17 protein-coding genes are annotated in these 17,756 nt (G+C 62.4%); 10 read left to right on the top strand and 7 right to left on the bottom strand.

Annotated elements, in window-relative coordinates; translation table 11 throughout:
• The first annotated feature begins 19 nt into the window (after positions 1 to 19).
• Positions 20 to 892 carry a VOC family protein gene (locus tag ACOQOT_RS04265; RefSeq protein ID WP_420561135.1) on the top strand — a complete coding sequence of 291 codons (873 nt, stop codon included), beginning with the start codon at positions 20 to 22 and terminating at the stop codon, positions 890 to 892.
• 40 nt (positions 893 to 932) lie between these two features.
• Here ACOQOT_RS04265 and ACOQOT_RS04270 read toward each other — a convergent pair whose 3' ends face one another.
• The 3 genes from ACOQOT_RS04270 to ACOQOT_RS04280 all read right to left on the bottom strand — a co-directional run bounded on the left by ACOQOT_RS04270 (position 933) and on the right by ACOQOT_RS04280 (position 3,176).
• On the bottom strand, positions 933 to 1,223 hold the full coding sequence (locus ACOQOT_RS04270; protein ID WP_420561136.1) for a hypothetical protein: 291 nt from the start codon (positions 1,221 to 1,223) through the stop codon (positions 933 to 935).
• 122 nt (positions 1,224 to 1,345) lie between these two features.
• Positions 1,346 to 2,329, bottom strand: a complete 984-nt coding sequence (locus ACOQOT_RS04275; RefSeq protein WP_420561137.1) for an L-threonylcarbamoyladenylate synthase — start codon at positions 2,327 to 2,329, stop codon at positions 1,346 to 1,348.
• A gap of 7 nt (positions 2,330 to 2,336) precedes the next feature.
• Entirely contained in the window at positions 2,337 to 3,176 is an 840-nt protein-coding gene (locus ACOQOT_RS04280) for an SDR family NAD(P)-dependent oxidoreductase (protein ID WP_420561138.1), read from the bottom strand.
• A 187-nt stretch (positions 3,177 to 3,363) separates the two neighbouring features.
• On the opposite strand from ACOQOT_RS04280, the gene ACOQOT_RS04285 reads away from it, so the two are divergent.
• The 9 genes from ACOQOT_RS04285 to ACOQOT_RS04325 all read left to right on the top strand — a co-directional run bounded on the left by ACOQOT_RS04285 (position 3,364) and on the right by ACOQOT_RS04325 (position 13,631).
• Positions 3,364 to 5,136: an acyl-CoA dehydrogenase gene (locus tag ACOQOT_RS04285; RefSeq protein WP_420561139.1), complete on the top strand. Its 1,773-nt coding sequence runs from the start codon at positions 3,364 to 3,366 to the stop codon at positions 5,134 to 5,136.
• Positions 5,137 to 5,236: 100 nt separating this feature from the next.
• Entirely contained in the window at positions 5,237 to 6,274 is a 1,038-nt protein-coding gene (locus tag ACOQOT_RS04290; protein WP_420561140.1) for an MBL fold metallo-hydrolase, read from the top strand.
• Between the two features lie 125 nt (positions 6,275 to 6,399).
• Complete coding sequence (locus tag ACOQOT_RS04295; protein ID WP_420561141.1) at positions 6,400 to 7,329, top strand: histone deacetylase family protein; 930 nt, start codon at positions 6,400 to 6,402, stop codon at positions 7,327 to 7,329.
• Between the two features lie 87 nt (positions 7,330 to 7,416).
• Positions 7,417 to 7,632, top strand: a complete 216-nt coding sequence (locus ACOQOT_RS04300) for an exodeoxyribonuclease VII small subunit (RefSeq protein WP_045448494.1) — start codon at positions 7,417 to 7,419, stop codon at positions 7,630 to 7,632.
• A gap of 33 nt (positions 7,633 to 7,665) precedes the next feature.
• Positions 7,666 to 8,559, top strand: a complete 894-nt coding sequence (locus ACOQOT_RS04305; RefSeq protein ID WP_420561142.1) for a polyprenyl synthetase family protein — start codon at positions 7,666 to 7,668, stop codon at positions 8,557 to 8,559.
• Positions 8,560 to 8,628: 69 nt separating this feature from the next.
• On the top strand, positions 8,629 to 10,566 hold the full coding sequence (gene dxs / locus ACOQOT_RS04310) for a 1-deoxy-D-xylulose-5-phosphate synthase (protein ID WP_420561143.1): 1,938 nt from the start codon (positions 8,629 to 8,631) through the stop codon (positions 10,564 to 10,566).
• A gap of 8 nt (positions 10,567 to 10,574) precedes the next feature.
• Positions 10,575 to 11,321: a TlyA family RNA methyltransferase gene (locus tag ACOQOT_RS04315; RefSeq protein WP_420561144.1), complete on the top strand. Its 747-nt coding sequence runs from the start codon at positions 10,575 to 10,577 to the stop codon at positions 11,319 to 11,321.
• Positions 11,314 to 12,555 (top strand): class I SAM-dependent RNA methyltransferase, encoded by a 1,242-nt coding sequence (locus tag ACOQOT_RS04320; protein WP_420561145.1) that lies wholly within the window; start codon positions 11,314 to 11,316, stop codon positions 12,553 to 12,555. The genes ACOQOT_RS04315 and ACOQOT_RS04320 overlap by 8 nt, the downstream gene beginning before the upstream one ends.
• A gap of 20 nt (positions 12,556 to 12,575) precedes the next feature.
• A complete protein-coding gene (locus tag ACOQOT_RS04325) occupies positions 12,576 to 13,631 on the top strand; it encodes a class I SAM-dependent methyltransferase (RefSeq protein ID WP_420561146.1) in 1,056 nt (351 codons plus the stop codon).
• Here ACOQOT_RS04325 and ACOQOT_RS04330 read toward each other — a convergent pair.
• From ACOQOT_RS04330 to ACOQOT_RS04345, 4 genes are all read right to left on the bottom strand, one after another.
• Positions 13,628 to 14,155 (bottom strand): hypothetical protein, encoded by a 528-nt coding sequence (locus tag ACOQOT_RS04330; RefSeq protein ID WP_420561147.1) that lies wholly within the window; start codon positions 14,153 to 14,155, stop codon positions 13,628 to 13,630. The genes ACOQOT_RS04325 and ACOQOT_RS04330 overlap by 4 nt on opposite strands.
• Positions 14,156 to 14,363: 208 nt before the next feature.
• Positions 14,364 to 15,455 carry a chorismate synthase gene (aroC, locus tag ACOQOT_RS04335; RefSeq protein WP_420561148.1) on the bottom strand — a complete coding sequence of 364 codons (1,092 nt, stop codon included), beginning with the start codon at positions 15,453 to 15,455 and terminating at the stop codon, positions 14,364 to 14,366.
• 103 nt (positions 15,456 to 15,558) lie between these two features.
• Positions 15,559 to 16,371 carry an enoyl-ACP reductase FabI gene (fabI, locus tag ACOQOT_RS04340; protein ID WP_420561149.1) on the bottom strand — a complete coding sequence of 271 codons (813 nt, stop codon included), beginning with the start codon at positions 16,369 to 16,371 and terminating at the stop codon, positions 15,559 to 15,561.
• A 170-nt stretch (positions 16,372 to 16,541) separates the two neighbouring features.
• Entirely contained in the window at positions 16,542 to 17,732 is a 1,191-nt protein-coding gene (locus ACOQOT_RS04345) for a DnaJ C-terminal domain-containing protein (protein WP_420561150.1), read from the bottom strand.
• Positions 17,733 to 17,756 lie beyond the last annotated feature (24 nt).

Consider the following 17,756-nt stretch of genomic DNA (forward strand, 5'->3'; position numbering starts at 1 on the left):
CCTTGCCTAAACTCATGCCATGATCGACATCATAGACCATATCCTCATCGCCGTGCCCGAGCTTGACGGGCCCGTCGCCGATTACACGCAACTCACGGGCCGTTTGCCCTCCTGGCGGGGCAGCCATCCGGGCCTTGGCTCCGTGAATGCGCTTTTCCGTTTTTCCAACACCTATATCGAGCTGGTGGCGCCGAAAGGCGAGGGCCGCTTCGGCGATATTCTGCGCACCCATTTGGAGAAAAGCGGAGCCGGCATTATCGGCCTTGCTTTTGGGGTGGAAGATGCAGCGGGCGCGGCCGCCTTTCTGCGGGAAAAGGGCCTGAGCGCCAGCGATCCTCTGCCCGGTGAAGGGGCCGATGAAAGCGGTGCGTTTTCCCCCCGGCGCTGGAAAAACGTCATGCTGCCGCCGGAAGAAACGAACGGCCTTTTCATGTTCCTCATCGAGCAGGAAGACAGGCTCGCCTTGCCCTTCGCGCCTTTGGTGAAAGAGGGTGAGGGCCGGGCGGCGGCGGAAGCGATCGATCATGTGGTGATCAACACGCCGGATGCGGACAATGTCATCGCGCTCCTGCAAGGCAAACTTGGTCTGCGCCTTGCGCTCGACAATACGGTGAAGGAATGGGGCGTGCGGCAGATCTTCTTCCGCACCGGGCGCATGACCATCGAGGTGATTTCCTCGCTCGATGAGAAAAAGCGCGCGAAAGAAGATCATTATTGGGGCCTCACCTTCCGCTATCCCGATCTGACAAAAGCCCGCGCGCGGCTTTTGGAGGCGGGCGTGCCCGTTTCCGATATCCGCAAGGGCCGCAAGAAAGGAACGGTGGTGGCAACGCCGAAGGGCGCGACCTTCGGCATCCCCACGCTCTTGCTCGCGCCCGAACGGGCGGAGTGATCTGCCCGTTCGTAAAAGTAAGTGCCTTTAGCAGGTACTTTTAACAGGCAGCGGCAATTGCGTCCTCAAATGTATAATGATCGCCCCCGCCAAGCGGGTTGCCCCAATAAGGCGGAATGATCGTGCGGTAGCGCGGCCCGCTGCTGCGGTAATAGCCGTAAATATAATATTCCTTGCCGGTCGAGCAGCGAATAACGGTGATATCCGCTTCTTCCCGGTTCGGCGCGGCGGATTGGTGGAAGCGTTTGACCACCTCATAACTTGCCGCAAAACTGGTACCGGTCATTGCCATGCTGATGGCGATGAGCCCGAGAGCCATCAATTTTTTCATAAGCGTTCCTTTCTCATCCCTCAGAACGGGTCGCGGAGCCGAAGCTGCATCTCGCCGCGACCCTAGAAGGGAGAACGCTTTGCTTGAAAGTCGTACAGATGAATTAGCACAAGAGAAGGAGCTTAGGAGCGCGGCGCAGCGGCGCGGCGCAGCCGGTCGTTAATCGCCTCGCCGAGCCCGGTGTCAGGCACCGGCATGACGGCGATGGATTTTCCTGCCGCCTGCGCATCGAGCTCCTGCAGATAGCGGAAGAGGTTGGCCGCCGCCTCGCGCAAATCCCCTTGGCGCGACAGGTTGAGTGTCAATGCCGCGCCTTGCAATGCGTCCGGCCCGAAGGCGAGGAGTACTTCATCGCCGCTTACCTCTTTTGCATTCAGCCGGATCGGCGCGTCTGGGGCATAATGGCTGGCAAGCTGGCCGGGAGAGGAGCGCCCGGCTTCACCTTCTTCTTCGGCTGCTTCCGCAAGCTTCATGCCGAGCACTGTTTCGATTTCCGCGCGGGCAATGGCGCCGGGACGCAGCAAGGTGGGCGGGCCGTCTTCCGGTAGGCCGATCACGGTCGATTCCAGCCCGAGCGTGCAGGGCCCGCCATCGAGGACACCGGCGACAAGCGCGCCTGCTTCTTCGAGCGAGCGGGCGACATGTGTTGCCAGCGTCGGACTGAGGCGGCCGGAGCGGTTGGCGGACGGGGCGGCAAGGGCAAGCCCACTTTCCTGCAAAAGTTCCAGCGCCAAGGGATGTTGCGGCACGCGCAAAGCGACGGTGGGAAGACCGGCGCTCACCAGAAGCGACAAAGGCGTCTCCGCCCGGCGTGGCAGAACGAGGGTGAGCGCCCCCGGCCAGAACGCTTTTGCAAGTGCCTGCGCTCGCGCATCGAAACGGGCATGGACTTCAGCCGCTTGCAAAGAGGGCAGATGCACGATGAGCGGGTTGAAACGCGGGCGGCCCTTGGCCTCGAAAATCCGTGCGACGGCACGGTCTTGTGTAGCGTCCGCGCCCAGCCCGTAAACGGTCTCGGTCGGAAAGGCAACGAGCTGTCCGGCGCGCAAAGCGTCCGCGGCTTTTTTGATGTGGGAGGCATCCGGCGGCCAGATGGGAAGCGGCATGGGCGTATCAGGGCTTTTTGGCGTAAAGGGCTTGGCGGCGCAGAATGGCGTTCACCGCAGGAGAGGGCAAGGCCCAGGCCAGCCAGGCGATGAAACGGTTGAGGCGGCCCGGAATGTGAACGGGCTTGCCCTGCATCACCGCTTTATAGCCTTCCTCGGCAACGCGCATGCTTTTCATCCACATGAAGCGCGGCATGGCGGACATCGCCTCGCGCGTGCCCATGACATCGTGAAACTCGGTATAGGTGAAGCCGGGGCAGAGCGCTGTGACATGCACGTTCTCGCCCGTATATTCGAGCGCCAGCGCTTGCGACAGTTTGATCTCGAAAGCCTTGGCCGGAATGTAAAGCGTGCCGCCCGGCGCGGGCGGCAGAAAACCGGCAAGCGAAGCGACGTTGAGAATACGCCCATAGCCGCGCGCGCCCATGTCCGGTGCAAAGCGGTGGCAGAGCTCGGCCACGCCCGTCATCATCACCTGGCAGAGCGCGTGCTGATCGGCCCAGCCTGTGTCCCGGTAAAAGCCTGCGACGCCGAAGCCTGCATTGCAGACCAGCGCGTCGATATTAAGCCCGCGCATGCGCATTTCATTATGCAGCCATTCGGCGGCGCCCGGTTCTGCCAGATCCAGCGTCACGGCATGAACGGTGACGGCAAAGCGATGCTCGAGATCGCGGGCGATTTCATGCAAACGCTTTTCCCGGCGCGCGACGAGCACCAGATCGAAGCCGTTGCGGGCGAAGATTTCGGCGAGATTCTTGCCGATTCCCGCCGACGCACCGGTGATCAGCGCATGGCGGCCCGTGCCTTCTTTCCGGGCGCTCTCATTGTCTTTTCGTCCGCTCGCCATATCTTCTCCGGTGCATTGCTGCAGGATTTTGGGGTGAATATGCGTTCATCCTAAACCCGCTTATAACGTGTGCCAGCATATACGAATTTTGTCTTGAACCGATCCTTCATCGGGCGCAAGAAACGGGCATTCGGCCCGAGCTTTTGGGGATTTGCCCGGGTTTGAGAGCGAAACAGAGGAGACAGGGATGAGCTACCGCGCACCGGTCAAGGATATGGCCTTCATGTTGAATGATGTGGCAGGGCTCCAGTCTCTCGTCAGCGGCGGCCTTTACGAAGAGGCAACGCCGGACCTCATCGAAGCGGTGCTGGAAGAAGCGGGCAAGCTCGCCGAAAACGTCATCGCGCCCCTGAATGACGGGGTGGATGCCAATCCCGCCAAGCTGAAAGACAAAGAAGTAACGACCTCGCCCGGCTTTGCCGACGCCTACCGCCAATGGGTGGAAGGCGGCTGGGGCGCGATTGCAGGCTCGGACGCGTATGGCGGCCAGGGCCTGCCCATGGCGCTTGCCGCCGCGCTGCAAGAGATCTGGAACGGCGCCAGCCTTTCCTTCGGGCTCTGCCCCATTCTCAGCCAGGGCGCGGTGGAAGCTTTGAGCGCCCATGGCACGGACGAGCAGCGGGAAAAATACCTCGCCAAACTCATCTCCGGCGAGTGGACCGGCACGATGAACCTGACCGAACCGCAGGCGGGCTCGGACCTCAACGCGCTGAAGACCAAAGCCGTGCCGCAGGAAGACGGCAGCTATCTCATCACCGGCACGAAAATCTATATCACCTACGGCGAGCACGACATGGCGGAGAATATCATCCACCTCGTGCTGGCCCGTCTGCCCGATGCTCCGGCAGGCACGAAAGGGATTTCGCTTTTCCTCGTGCCGAAATATCTCGTCAATGAAGATGGCTCGCTTGGCGAGCGCAACGATGTGGAATGTATCGGCCTTGAAGAAAAGCTCGGCATTCACGGCAGCCCGACCTGCGTAATGGCTTACGGCGAAAAAGGCGGCGCGAAAGGCTATCTGATCGGTCAGGAAAACCGCGGCCTCAATTGCATGTTCACGATGATGAACAATGCCCGTCTTCTTGTCGGCATTCAGGGCGTGGCGGTCGCAGAGCGTGCCTATCAGCATGCGCTTGCCTATGCCAAGGACCGCAAGCAGGGCCGCAAACTGGGCTCGCAGCTTGCGCCGGGCGAGATGGACCCGATCATCGATCATGCCGATGTGCGCCGCATGCTGATGAGCATGAAGGGGCTGGCGGCTGCCGCGCGCGGCATTTGCTATGCCAATGCCGTTGCCATCGACCTTTCGCATAAAGGCAAAAACGAAGAAGAAAAAGCCGCAGGCAAAGCGCGCGCCGATCTTCTCACCCCCATTGCCAAAGCCTGGAGCACGGATGCAGGCGTGGAAGCGGCCTCCATCGGCGTGCAGGTGCATGGCGGCATGGGCTTTATCGAGGAAACGGGCGCGGCGCGCTTTTACCGGGATGCCCGCATTCTGCCGATCTATGAAGGCACGAACGGTATTCAGGCCATCGACCTTGTGACCCGCAAATTGCCGCTCGGCAATGGTGAGGTGGTGAAAGCCTATCTGGGCGAGATCGCCGAAAGCGTCGAAAAAGCTCGCGCCTCCAACGATCCGGATCTGGGCGTGGTCGCGGACCGGCTGGAAGAGGGGCTCTCGGGGCTGGAAGAGGCGACGGACTGGATGCTCGCCCGTCTCAAAGACGCGCCGAATGACTGCCTGGCGGGCGCAAGCCCCTATCTGAAGCTCTTCGGCACCGTTGCAGGCGGCCACTACCTCACCCGCGCCGCGCTTTCGGCCAGCGGCGAGGAGGGCCCCAAAGTGCTTGCCCGCTTCTTTGCGGAAAATTTCGCAGGCCCCGCAAAAGGGCTCGTTTCCGCCGCGATTGCCGGGGAAAGCGCGCTGATGGACCGGGCGGATTCACTTCTTGAAGCCTAAAGAAGAGGCCCGGCGCGTTTGACGCTGGGCGCAAGCTTTTCTATTCAGTACGGGCCGCGTCCTTCAGGGCGCGGCCTTTGACTTTGGAAGGGATGAGAAAATGAAACAGGGCGCTGGCGGCTTGCAATATCCATTCGAGACGGTTCCGGCGCGCGGTGAACTCATCGAGGCGGCTCCCGGCATCATGTGGGTGCGTATGCCGCTGCCTTTCTCGCTCGACCATATCAATCTCTGGCTTCTGGAAGACGGCGAGGGCTGGGCGCTTGTCGACACCGGCGTTGCCAATGACGAGACGATCGATCTGTGGAATTCGATCTTCGAGGAAAAGCTTGGCGGCAAACCCATCACCCGCGTCATCGTTACCCATCTTCATCCCGATCATGTGGGCCTTGCCGGATGGATCACGCGCAAATTCGGCGTGACCGTGGAAATGTCGCGCACGGATTATCTGATGTGCCGCACGCTTGTCGCCGATACCGGCAATGAAGCGCCGCAGGAAGCGATCGACTTTTACCGCGGCGCGGGTTTTTCCGAACGCGGGCTCGATGCCTACCGCGCCCGCTTCGGCGGCTTTGGGGAGCGGGTCTACCGGCTGCCCGATATTTTCAAACGCCTGAAGGAAGGCGATAAGCTGACCATCGGCGAGCGGGAATGGGAAATCATCGTCGGCTCCGGCCACGCGCCCGAGCATGTCTGCCTCTATTCGGCAAAGGACAAGATCCTGATTTCCGGCGACCAGGTGCTGCCGCGCATTTCCTCCAATGTCAGCCTTCATCCGACGGAGGCTTATGGCAATCCGCTGCAGGACTGGATCGATAGCTGCGCCAAGCTGCGCGCCGCGCTCCCCGAAGAAACGCTCGTTCTGCCCGCCCATAACGAGCCTTTCTATGGGCTCCATGCGCGCCTCACCAGGCTTATCGACGGGCATGAGAAAAGCCTGAAGCGGCTTCTGGGCGAGCTTGCCGAGCCCAAGCGGGCTATCGATGTTTTCAGCGCGCTTTTCAAACGCAAGATCGGGCCGGACGTCTTCTTCATGGCGACGGGCGAAAGCCTCGCGCATCTTGCCTGCCTTGTGCACCGGGGCTTGGCGCGCGCCGAAACGGACGAAAAGGGCGTCGTCTGGTACAAGGCGGCGTAAGGGAGCGGCCCCTGTTCCGCAGGAGTCACCCGGGGACAAGCCGGGGATGACGGCCTATAAAGAGTGGCGGGTCTCTTCCGGGCCTCTCCGTTGCATCGATGCCTGCTCCGCGTCAGAGTAAAGTCATGACCACACTTCTTGAAACCCACGAGGCCTGCCTCGCCCATGAAACGCCGGAAGGCCATCCGGAATGTGCCGCGCGGCTGAAAGCCGTTCTGGGCGCGCTGGAGGCGCCGGAATTTGCGGACTTAACGCGCATTGCGGCGCCTCGGGCCGAAACGAAGGCGCTGGTGCGCGTGCATTCCCAGGCCCATATCGACGCGATCCTCTCCATGGTGCCCGAGGAAGGCTTTGCGCGGGTCGATGCCGATACCGCCATGTCGCCGGGCTCGGGCGAGGCGGCTTTGCGCGCGGCGGGCGCAGCCATCGATGCGGTGGACCGGGTCATGGCCGGGGAAGCGGAAAACGCCTTTTGCGCCATCCGCCCGCCTGGCCACCATGCCGAGCCCAACCGGGCCATGGGCTTTTGCCTCTTCAACAATGTCGCCGTCGCCGCCCAGCATTTGCGCGCCGAATACGGTCTCTCGCGCATCGCGGTGGTGGATTTCGACGTCCATCACGGTAATGGCACCCAGGCTGCCTTCTGGGATGCGGACGGCATGTATTACATCTCCGCCCACCAGTCCCCGCTTTATCCGGGCACGGGCGCGGTGAGCGAGCGGGGCACGCACCGCAATATCCTCAATCTGCCGCTGAAACCCGCGGCAGGCTCGGATGATTTCAGGCTCATCGTCTCGGAGGCGATTCTGCCGGCGCTGGAGATGATGGAGCCCGAATTCTTGCTGATTTCCGCCGGTTTTGACGCCCATGAGGCCGATCCTCTGGGCGGAATGGGGCTGAAAACCGCCGATTATTACTGGGTCACGCAGCAGCTTGCCGCTTTTGCCCGCGCCAGGGTAAAGGGGCGCATTGTCTCCACCCTTGAGGGCGGGTATGACTTGGAGGCATTGGCCGAGGCCAGCGCGGCCCATATACGCGCCTTGATGGGCCGCTGAGACTGGACCAAGCTAGACCAGCCTGCCGGAACGAAGGAGTTTGCCGTGGCGGAGAAGAAGACCGCGATCCCGGACGATATTGCGAAAATGAATTTCGAGACGGCTCTCAAAGAGCTGGAAGGCATTGTCGGCAAGCTGGAATCGGGCAATGCGCCGCTGGAAGAATCCATCGAGCTTTATGAGCGCGGCAATCTGCTCAAAGCCCATTGCGAAAGCCGGCTGAAAGCGGCTCAGGCCAAGGTGGAGAAAATCACGCTTGGCGCAGACGGCGCCGCCGGCACCGAGCCTGCCAATATCGATTGATCGGCCCCTTTTGCCCCCGAAGGAGCGCCCCCGATGGCCAGTCTTGTCTTCGAAAAAGCATTGACCGAGACCGCTGCCGGGGTTGAGCGCACCCTCGATCATCTTCTGCCGCCCCCGCAAGGGCCCGAAGCCCGCGTCATCGAGGCGATGCGCTACGGCGCGCTGAACGGGGGCAAGCGCTTCCGCGCCTTCCTGGCCCATCAGGGGGCGAAACTCTTTGCCCTGGATGACGAACGCTCGCTGCGTCTGGCCGCCGCCATCGAGTGTGTCCATGCCTATTCCCTCATTCATGACGATCTGCCTTGCATGGATGATGATGACATGCGGCGGGGCAAGCCTTCCGCGCACCGCGCCTTTGATGAGGCGACCGCCGTGCTGGCGGGCGATGCGCTTTTGACGCTGGCCTTTGAAATTCTCGCCGATCCTGCCACCCATGAAGATGCGCGGGTGCGCGCCGATCTGGTGCTCGGCCTTTCCCGGGCAGGCGGCGCGCTCGGCATGGTGGGCGGGCAGATGATCGATATGGCAAGCGCGGGCGAGGATCTTGCCATCGGGCCGCTCACCCGCATGCATCAGCTTAAAACCGGCGCGCTCATCGCTTTTTCCTGCGAGGGCGGGGCCATTCTGGGCCATGCGTCTCCCTCCGCCCGCCAGGCGCTCCATGCCTATGCCCATGATCTCGGCCTGGCCTATCAGATTGCCGACGACCTTCTGGATGAAGAAGGCGACAGCGCCGCCCTTGGCAAGACCGCCGGGAAAGATAAATCTCAAGGAAAAGCCACATTTCTGACTATTCTGGGGGAAGAGCGCGCCCGGGCGCAGGCCAGCCTCCTGGCCGACCAGGCGGTGGCGCATTTGGAAATGTTCGACGACCGGGCAGATATTTTGCGTGAGGCGGCATCATTCGTTATAAACCGCCGCGCGTGAACCTTTTCCGGACGGAAAAGGCAGGTAGGACAGTGACGGGCAGGCATTTGCCCGCTAGTGAGGTTGAGCGTGACAGCGCAGAGCAAGACGCCCCTTCTCGATAAGGTTAAAAGCCCTGCGGACCTTCGGGCCCTGCCGGAGAGCGATCTGCGCCAATTGGCGGACGAGCTGCGCACCGAGACGATCGATGCCGTCTCCGTCACGGGCGGGCATCTGGGCGCAGGCCTCGGCGTCGTCGAGCTGACTACGGCCATTCACTATGTCTTCGACACGCCGGATGACCGGCTGATCTGGGATGTCGGCCATCAATGCTATCCCCATAAGATTCTGACGGAGCGGCGGGACCGCATCCGCACCATCCGCCAGGGCGGCGGGCTTTCCGGTTTCACCAAACGCGCGGAAAGCGAATACGACCCCTTCGGCGCGGCGCATTCCTCCACCTCCATTTCCGCCGGCCTCGGCATGGCCGTGGCGCGCGATCTGGCGGGCAAGAAGAACAATGTCGTCTGCGTGATCGGCGACGGCGCCATGAGCGCGGGCATGGCCTATGAAGCCATGAACAATGCCGGTTCCATGGATAGCCGCCTCATCGTCATTCTGAACGACAATGACATGTCCATCGCCCCGCCCGTGGGCGCGATGAGCGCTTATCTTGCCCGGCTGATTTCCGGGGAGACCTATCGCGGCTTCCGCAGCTTTGCCAAGCATCTGGCCGAAAAACTGCCCAAGAGCCTGGAAAAAATCGCCAAGCGGGCGGAAGAATATGCGCGCGGCATGGCGACCGGCGGCACCATGTTCGAGGAGCTTGGCTTTTATTATGTCGGGCCCATCGACGGGCATAACCTCGACCATTTGCTGCCCATTCTAAAAAACGTGCGCGACAGTGAAGAAGGCCCGATCCTCATTCACGTCGTCACGCAAAAGGGCAAGGGCTATGCACCGGCGGAAGCGGCAGCCGACAAATATCACGGCGTCTCGAAATTCGACGTGATCACCGGCACGCAGGCAAAAGCCAAAGCCAATGCGCCCGCCTACACGAAAGTTTTCGCGCAAGGGCTCATCAAGGAAGCCGAAGCCGACGAGAAGATTGTTGCGGTGACAGCGGCGATGCCGTCGGGCACCGGGCTCGATCTCTTCGGCGAGACCTTTCCCGAGCGCACCTTCGATGTCGGCATTGCCGAGCAGCACGGCGTGACCTTTGCCGCGGGCCTTGCCTCGGAGGGCTATAAGCCCTTCGCCGCGATCTATTCCACCTTCCTGCAGCGCGCCTATGACCAGGTCGTGCACGATGTAGCGATCCAGAAATTGCCGGTGCGTTTTGCCATCGACCGGGCCGGGCTTGTCGGCGCGGACGGGCCGACCCATGCGGGCGCTTTCGACATCACCTATCTTTCCTGCCTGCCTGATTTCGTGGTGATGGCGGCGGGTGATGAAGCCGAGCTCATGCATATGGTGGCGACGGCTGCGCAGATCGATGACCGGCCCTCCGCCTTCCGCTATCCGCGCGGGGAGGGGATCGGCGTCGACATGCCCGAACGCGGCGTGCCGCTTGAAATCGGCAAGGGCCGCATCCTGAAAGAAGGCTCGAAGATCGCGTTGCTTTCCCTTGGCGGGCGTCTTGCCGAGGCGATGAAGGCGGCCGAGGAACTGGGCCGGCTCGGCTTCCCGGCAACGGTGGCCGATGCCCGCTTTGCCAAGCCGCTCGATGAAGCGCTGATCCGCCAGCTGGCAAGCCATCACGAAGTGCTGATCACGCTGGAAGAGGGCAGTGTCGGCGGCTTCGGCTCGCATGTGCTGCACTATCTTGCTGGTGCCGGTCTTCTCGATAGCGGCTTGAAAGTGCGCCCGCTTTGCCTGCCCGACCGTTTTATCGATCAGGACAAGCCGGAAAAAATGTATGACGAGGCCGGGCTCAACGCGCCGCAGATCGTGCGCGCGGCGCTCGGCGCGCTCGGGGCGGAAAACGTCATTGTCGATCTGACGGCAGCCCATCCCCGCAAACCCTGACCGGCGCCATGACGGAAACTGGCGAACGGCTCGATATGGCTCTGGTCTCCCGGGGCCTTGCGCCCAGCCGCGCGCGGGCGCAGGCGCTCCTGCGCGAGGAAAAAGTGTCGGTGAACGGGGAGGCGGTGTCCAAAGCCTCCCGCCTGGTGGCGCCCGCCGACGAGGTAAGCCTAAGCGCGCCCGACCATCCCTGGGTCTCGCGCGCCGCTTTGAAGCTGGTGCATGGGCTTGCCCATTTCGGCATTAAGCCGGAAGGCCTCAAGGCGCTCGATCTCGGCGCTTCGATCGGCGGCTTCACGCAGGTTCTGCGCGCGCACGGCGCTGCGCACGTGACGGCGGTGGATGTCGGCCACGGGCAATTTGCCGGGAGCCTGCGGGCGGATGACGGCATAACAGTGCTGGAAGGCACGAATGCGCGCGATCTGAGCATAGAGATGACTGGCGGCGCGGTGGACCTCATCGCTTGCGACGTCAGCTTCATCAGTCTGGAAAAGGCTTTGCCGGCAGCGCTTGCGCTTGTAAGGCCCGGCGCGTTTCTTCTCACGCTGATCAAGCCGCAATTCGAGGTGGGCAAGGGCCGGCTCGGTAAAGGCGGCATCGTGAAAGACGCGGGCCTTCACGAAGAAGTCTGCGCGCGGCTTGAAACCTGGCTTGCCGCGCAGCCGGGCTGGCGCGTGCTAGGACTTTGCTCGAGCCCCATTACGGGGAGCGACGGCAACAAGGAATTTTTGATGGCGGGACGCTTTGATGGCTGAAGAAGAAGTCGAAATCTTGCGCATGGGGCACCAGGGCGAAGGCGTGGCAGAGCGTAGGCCGCCGCTTTTCGTGCCTTATACGCTGCCCGGCGAGCGGGTGCGCGTGGCAACGGATGAAAGCGATCATGGCAGCCTCAAAGGCATTCTCACGCCCTCGCCCGAGCGCATTAAACCGGCCTGCGCGCATTTTACCCGCTGCGGCGGCTGCGCCCTTCAGCATTGGCAGGAAGAGGCTTATGCAAGCTGGAAGGAGGGCCTCGTTGCGCAGGCTTTTTCCCAGCAGGGCATTAGCGCGGAAATTTCTCCGATCATCCGGGCAAAGCCGCACACGCGGCGGCGGGCGAGCTTTGCCGTTACGCGGACAAAATCCGGCGCCGTGGCGGGCTATTATGCCCGCGGCACCCATCAGATCGTGCCGGTTTCCATGTGCCCGCTGGTGCGCCCGGAAATCGAGAGCGCGATGCAGCCGCTGGCCGATCTCGTGGCGGGCGGCCTCTCGCGCAAGGGCCGCGCCTCCGTGCTTGTCACGGTCACGGCTTCCGGTCTCGATGTGATGGTCAGCGGCGGCAAGCCGCTCGATATCGATCTGCGCATGCATTTGAGCGAAGGCGCGGACCGGCTGGACCTTGCCCGGCTTTCCTGGGAAGGGGAGATCGTGGCCGAGCGGCGTTTGCCACTGCTTGCCCTTTCCGGCATTCCCGTCACGCTTGCCCCCGGCGCCTTTCTGCAGGCAACGGCGGATGGCGAGGCCGCGCTCGTCCAATCCGTGCTTGAGGGGATGGAAGGGGCCGGCGATGTCGCCGATCTTTTTGCCGGCTGCGGCACCTTCACCTTTGCGCTTGCCCGGAAGGCCAATGTCCTTGCGCTGGAAGGCGAGGCGGGACAGGTGGAAGCACTGGAGCGGGCCTTTCACCGTGAAGGCCCGGCGCATCATCTAAAGCGCATCACGGCGGAGCGGCGCGATCTTTTCCGCCGCCCGCTTCTGGCCCCGGAAATGAAAAAGCTGGACGGCATCGTTTTCGATCCGCCGCGCGCGGGGGCGGCGGCACAGGCCGCTGAAATCGCCAAAAGCGCGGTGCCGCGCCTTGTTGCCGTTTCCTGCAATCCGGCAACCCTTGCCCGCGATCTGCGCGCGCTTCTGGACGGGGGCTATGAAATTTCCCGTGTTCAGCCAGTGGACCAATTCCTCTGGTCGCCCCATATTGAAGTGGCGGTGCATCTGACGCGCCGCTAGGAGTTGCGAGCGAGGCGCATATGGCACGGATGCTGGAAAGCTGGCGGCATGGCCTGTCCCAGACGGCGCGGATCGGCTGGTACGCTGCCCATTATCTGGCGGTGAACCGGATGCGCGGGCCGCTGACACCGCCCGGCGAAGCGCCTTTCAAACCGCAAGGCGCTTTTCCGAAATGGCAGGGGATGCTCGGCGAAATCCGCAAGCTGATCGAGAAGGATGCCGCCCATGTGGCGCGCGGGACTTACCGCGCTGCTGATCCGCTTTTGCCGCTCGGTGAAGCGCTCGAAAAATCCCGCCGTTTCTTCGCCGATATGCCGGGACTCGATGAGCGCCGCCTGTCGCGCGGCCATAGCGAGGTGCGCGAGAAACTGCGGGGCGAGCCCGGTGCGCGTGCCTATCCGCGCTATTATCTGCAAAACTTCCACTATCAGACCGATGGCTGGCTTTCCGAAGACAGTGCCCGGATTTACGACACGCAGGTCGAAATTCTTTTCTCCGGTACCGCCGATATGATGCGCCGCCAGGCGCTGGTGCCCATTGCCCGGTGGATGGAAGGAAGAGACCAGCGCGAGGTCTCTTTCCTCGATTTGGCCGCGGGCACGGGCCGTTTCTTGCGCGATCTGAAAGCAAGCTGGCCGCGCCTTTCCGTCCTAGCGCTCGATCTCTCGCATGCTTATCTGGGAGAAGCCCGGCGTAATGTGAAGCGCTGGCGCGGCGTGCAGCCAGTGCAGGGATTGGCCGAGAGACTGCCGCTGGCCGATGCAAGCCTCGATATCGTCAGTTCCATCTATCTCTTTCATGAACTGCCGCCCAAAATCAGACGCGCGGTGATCGGCGAGGTAGCGCGGGTTTTGAAACCCGGCGGGCTTTTCGTGCTCACGGATTCGCTGCAGCAGGGCGACAGGGAGGATTATGATGGGCTGCTGGAGTTTTTCCCCGTCGGCTTTCACGAGCCTTATTTCACGTCTTTCCTCAAGGAAGATTTTAGTGCGCTCTGCGCGGCGCACGGCCTCAAACTTGTGAGCACCGAGACGGCATTCTTAAGCAAGGTCATGGCTTTTGAAAAAGAGGCTTAAGCGCGGCCGGCCTTGCGTGCCTCGGCAATCCGGGCGCGGATGACATCGCCGAGCTGTTCCGGTGAGACGGCGAGCGGTTCAAGCTTCACCGTCAACTCCCCTTCCGATACCGGCTTCCATACCGAATACATATAACGCCGCCAGCTTTCAGGCTCACGCTCGCGCACCACTGCCTTTTCGATGGGCGCGTGCAGAATGAGATAAAGCTCGGCATTGCGGATATTGCGCACGGCCTTGTTATAGATGCGGATACCGGCAATCTTGCTCCAGGGCAGAAGGCCGAGCCCTTCGATGTAGAACCCTTCAGGCGAGACCTGCAGCGGCGGATGGCGGCGGAAGGTGAGGGGCGCGTAGTAATAGGCAACGCCGAATGCAGCAATCGCGGCAAGCAGCAGAATGCCGTCGAAGCGCGTCACCGCCAGGGAGAGCAAAAAGAGGCCGAGCAGGCTGCCGCCATAGACCATCATTTCGCCGTTGCCGCTTTCATAGCGAATGGGAATGATTGTGCCGCTATCGTTTTTCAAAGCCGGTCCCGCCTCGCGTCGTGCTTCCCTCGAATACGCACCTTAAGCATATACGCAAAGCCCGTGCCGGTCGGCGCTTTTTGCAAAAGGGAGGAAGCGGGGCTTTCGAGAGGAAAGCGCCGGAAAAACGACCGGATTTTCAGCACGAAAGGCAAAGGCTGCACAGATATGCGGCAACAAGCCTATAAGCAGCGCGCAAAGGAAAGGCTCAGAGCCCGCCCGTCTGGCCCCGGTGGCGCAGCAAATGATCGGCAAGGACGCAAGCCATCATCGCCTCGCCCACAGGCACAGCGCGAATACCGACGCAAGGATCATGGCGGCCTTTGGTGCGCACATCCACCTCTTCGCCCTTGCGCGTGACGGAGCGGCGCGGGGTAAGGATGGAGGAGGTGGGTTTCACCGCAAAGCGGGCAATAACGTCCTGTCCCGTCGAAATACCGCCCAGAATGCCGCCGGCATGGTTCGTCAGGAAAGCGGGTTTGCCGTTCTCCATGCGCATTTCATCGGCATTTTCTTCACCGCTAAGGGAAGCGGCTTCAAAGCCGTTGCCGATCTCCACACCTTTGACCGCATTGATGCTCATGAAGGCTGCCGCAATATCGGTATCGAGCTTGGCGTAGATGGGCGCGCCCAGCCCGGCAGGCACACCTTCGGCCACCACCTCGATCACCGCGCCGCAGGAAGAACCTGCCTTGCGCACCTCATCGAGATAGCTTTCCCAAAGTTCGGCGGCCTTGGCATCCGGGCTCCAGAAATCGTTGCGGGCGGTTTCGTCCCAGTCCCAATTGGCGCGGTCGATTTTGTGCGGGCCGACCTGCACCAGCGCGCCGCGCACTTTAATGCCGCCGATCACCTTGCGGGCGATGGCGCCGGCTGCCACGCGCGCCGCCGTCTCGCGGGCGGATTGGCGCCCGCCGCCGCGATAGTCGCGAATGCCGTATTTGGCTTCATAGGTGTAATCGGCATGACCGGGCCTATAGCGGTCTTTGATCTCGCCGTAATCTTTCGAGCGCTGATCGGTATTTTCGATGATCAGCGAAATCGGCGTGCCGGTCGTTACCTGCTCGCCCGTTTCCGGGTCTTCGAAAACGCCGGAAAGAATGCGCACCTGGTCCGCCTCGCGGCGCTGGGTCGTGTGGCGCGACTGGCCGGGGCGGCGCTTGTCGAGAAAGGGCTGGATATCGGCTTCGGTCAGCGGAATGCGCGGCGGCACGCCGTCAATGACGCAGCCAAGTGCCGGCCCGTGGCTTTCGCCCCAGGTCGTCACGCGGAAAAGATGGCCGTATGTGTTATGCGACATTAACCCGCTCCGGATTGCGGCGGCCCCGCGCCCCGCGCCATGCCTGAGGTTCTATCCCCGCGCGCAGAACCCGTCAAATCGCGGCTTTCGGGGCAGGCGGCCTTTAAACGATGCTCATGTCCGGGGCGTCTTCCGCCTTCATGCCCACGACGTGATAACCCGCATCCACATGATGCACTTCGCCGGTCACGCCCGTGCCGAGGTCGGAGAGGAGATAGAGCGAGGTCTTGCCGACCTCTTCGATGGTCACGCCGCGCTTCAGGGGCGAGTTCAATTCGTTCCATTTCAGGATATAGCGGAAATCGCCGATGCCGGATGCCGCCAGCGTCTTGATTGGCCCGGCGGAGACGGCATTGATGCGGATATTGTTCCTGCCGAGATCGACGGCGAGGTAGCGCACGGAAGCTTCCAGCGCCGATTTCGCCACGCCCATGACGTTGTAATGGGGAATGACTTTTTCCGCGCCGTAATAGGTCAGCGTGATAATTGAGCCGCCCTCCGTCATCAGCTTTTCCGCGCGCTGGGAGACGGCGACAAGCGAATGGCAGGACACCGCCATGGCAGTGGTGAACTGTTCGAGCGAGGTATCGACATAGCGCCCGGTCAGCGCTTCCTTGGGCGCATAGGCGACCGCATGAACGAGAAAGTCGATGGAGCCCCAGGCTTTCTCGATCTCGCCGAAGGCGGCATCCATGCTGGCCGGGTCCGTCACATCGCACGGCATGACGAGATTGGAGCCCACTTCGGCGGCCAGCGGCTCAATGCGCTTTTTCAGCGCCTCGCCCTGATAGGTGAAGGCCAGCTCGGCGCCTGCATCGGCGCAGGCCTTGGCGATTCCCCAGGCGATCGACCGGTTGTTGGCGACACCCATTACGAGGCCGCGTTTGCCCGCCATCAATTGCCCGGTTCCGCTCATGATTCTGTCCTTGGATAGCTGCTCACTCGGCGAGCGCGCCGCGCGTTCACCTTTCGGGCGGGCATCCTACACAAAAGACGGGGGTGGTCTAGGGAAAAGCTACGCGCAAATCGGCGGAAAAGTGGGATAAATCAGGGTATTAGCAGTTTGCAGCGCAGCATGGCGGCACTTCAAGCGTTTTCCCTGCCGCCTTTTCCTTGCGCCCATCCGGCGATGAAGCTTTTCAGCGCCGGGTCGATTTCATCGGGCAGCACGATCTGCAAGGTGGCGAAATGATCGCCCGCTTTGCCGCCGCCCGCGGGGCGGATACCCTGACCCTGAAGGCGCAGCCGCCGCCCGCTGGAAGAGCCCGGCGGCACCGTGACGGCGACGGAGCCATGCAGCGTTTTCACGCGGATTTTCGCGCCCAGAATGGCCTCTGCAAGACCGATGGGCACATTGGCGGAAATATCGAGCCCCTCCCGCTCGAAATCCTCATGCGGCTCGATCGTGACGGTGATCAGCGCATCGCCCCGCGTGCTGCCGAAGCGGCCGGGTTCGCCCTGGCCGCGCAGGCGGATCTGCTGGCCTTCGGAAAGCCCGGCGGGAATTTTGACATCCAGCACCTTGCCGCTGGCCAGTTTCACCCGTTTCGTCGCGCCGAGTGCGGCATCGGTGAAGGAAACGGTGAGCGTGTAATCCTCATCTTCCCCGCTTGCCCCGCCCACGGCCTGTTTGCCGGCGCGGCGCAGGCCGGAAAAGAACCCGGCAAAGGCCGAGGCGCTTTCCCCTTCCGGTTTGGCGCGGCTGACGGTTTCGGGTTCTTCTGTGCGGGCGCGCCCGGCGGTTTTCTCAGCACCTCTTTGGGCGCCTTCGCGGGCCCGGTTCAATTCGTCCTGAAAATCGCTCTTGCGGCTTTGAGCAGTGTGTGCGCGCTCGCGGGTTTGAGTTTGGGCGCGTTCCTGCTTCGGTGCGTCCCGGCGGGGCGCTTCCTGTTTGGGGCGGGCTTTTGCATCCGCACCGCCGGAAGCGGACTGAGAACCGGCGGCGGTCTTGTCCTCTTTGGCGTCCTGATAGGATTTGCGCTGGCGGAACCCGGCGCGGCTGTCGCCTTCCTTTTGCGCGCCTGCAAAAGGGCCGCTGCGCCCATTGGGCTGGGCTCTGCCGGGCTGCGGGCGCGGCCGGTCCATGCCCAGGGGCTCGGGCTTCGGCGCGCTCATCTGCTGATAGGCGTTGGTGACTTCCTTGAACCGGGCCTCGGCAATCGTATCGCCGCTGTTGAAATCGGGATGATAAAGCTTGGCCAAGCGCCGGTAGGCGGCCTTGATCTGATCTTTCGAGGCATTCCGGGGGACGCCGAGGATTTCATGGGGCTGACGCAACGCCGCTGATCCCGCGCATATGGT

This window comes from Tepidicaulis sp., from assembly GCF_965222285.1.
GTDB lineage: Bacteria > Pseudomonadota > Alphaproteobacteria > Parvibaculales > Parvibaculaceae > Tepidicaulis.

Bases quoted from the DNA above. Each gene is read 5' to 3' on its own strand.
- ACOQOT_RS04275 (WP_420561137.1), bottom strand. From the start codon at position 2,329: ATGCCGCTTCCCATCTGGCCGCCGGATGCCTCCCACATCAAAAAAGCC.
- ACOQOT_RS04300 (WP_045448494.1), top strand. From the start codon at position 7,417: ATGAATTTCGAGACGGCTCTCAAAGAGCTGGAAGGCATTGTCGGCAAG.
- ACOQOT_RS04285 (WP_420561139.1), top strand. From the start codon at position 3,364: ATGAGCTACCGCGCACCGGTCAAGGATATGGCCTTCATGTTGAATGAT.
- ACOQOT_RS04325 (WP_420561146.1), top strand. From the start codon at position 12,576: ATGGCACGGATGCTGGAAAGCTGGCGGCATGGCCTGTCCCAGACGGCG.
- ACOQOT_RS04265 (WP_420561135.1), top strand. From the start codon at position 20: ATGATCGACATCATAGACCATATCCTCATCGCCGTGCCCGAGCTTGAC.
- ACOQOT_RS04280 (WP_420561138.1), bottom strand. From the start codon at position 3,176: ATGGCGAGCGGACGAAAAGACAATGAGAGCGCCCGGAAAGAAGGCACG.
- ACOQOT_RS04320 (WP_420561145.1), top strand. From the start codon at position 11,314: ATGGCTGAAGAAGAAGTCGAAATCTTGCGCATGGGGCACCAGGGCGAA.
- aroC (WP_420561148.1), bottom strand. From the start codon at position 15,455: ATGTCGCATAACACATACGGCCATCTTTTCCGCGTGACGACCTGGGGC.
- ACOQOT_RS04290 (WP_420561140.1), top strand. From the start codon at position 5,237: ATGAAACAGGGCGCTGGCGGCTTGCAATATCCATTCGAGACGGTTCCG.
- ACOQOT_RS04305 (WP_420561142.1), top strand. From the start codon at position 7,666: ATGGCCAGTCTTGTCTTCGAAAAAGCATTGACCGAGACCGCTGCCGGG.
- ACOQOT_RS04295 (WP_420561141.1), top strand. From the start codon at position 6,400: ATGACCACACTTCTTGAAACCCACGAGGCCTGCCTCGCCCATGAAACG.
- ACOQOT_RS04270 (WP_420561136.1), bottom strand. From the start codon at position 1,223: ATGAAAAAATTGATGGCTCTCGGGCTCATCGCCATCAGCATGGCAATG.
- fabI (WP_420561149.1), bottom strand. From the start codon at position 16,371: ATGAGCGGAACCGGGCAATTGATGGCGGGCAAACGCGGCCTCGTAATG.
- ACOQOT_RS04315 (WP_420561144.1), top strand. From the start codon at position 10,575: ATGACGGAAACTGGCGAACGGCTCGATATGGCTCTGGTCTCCCGGGGC.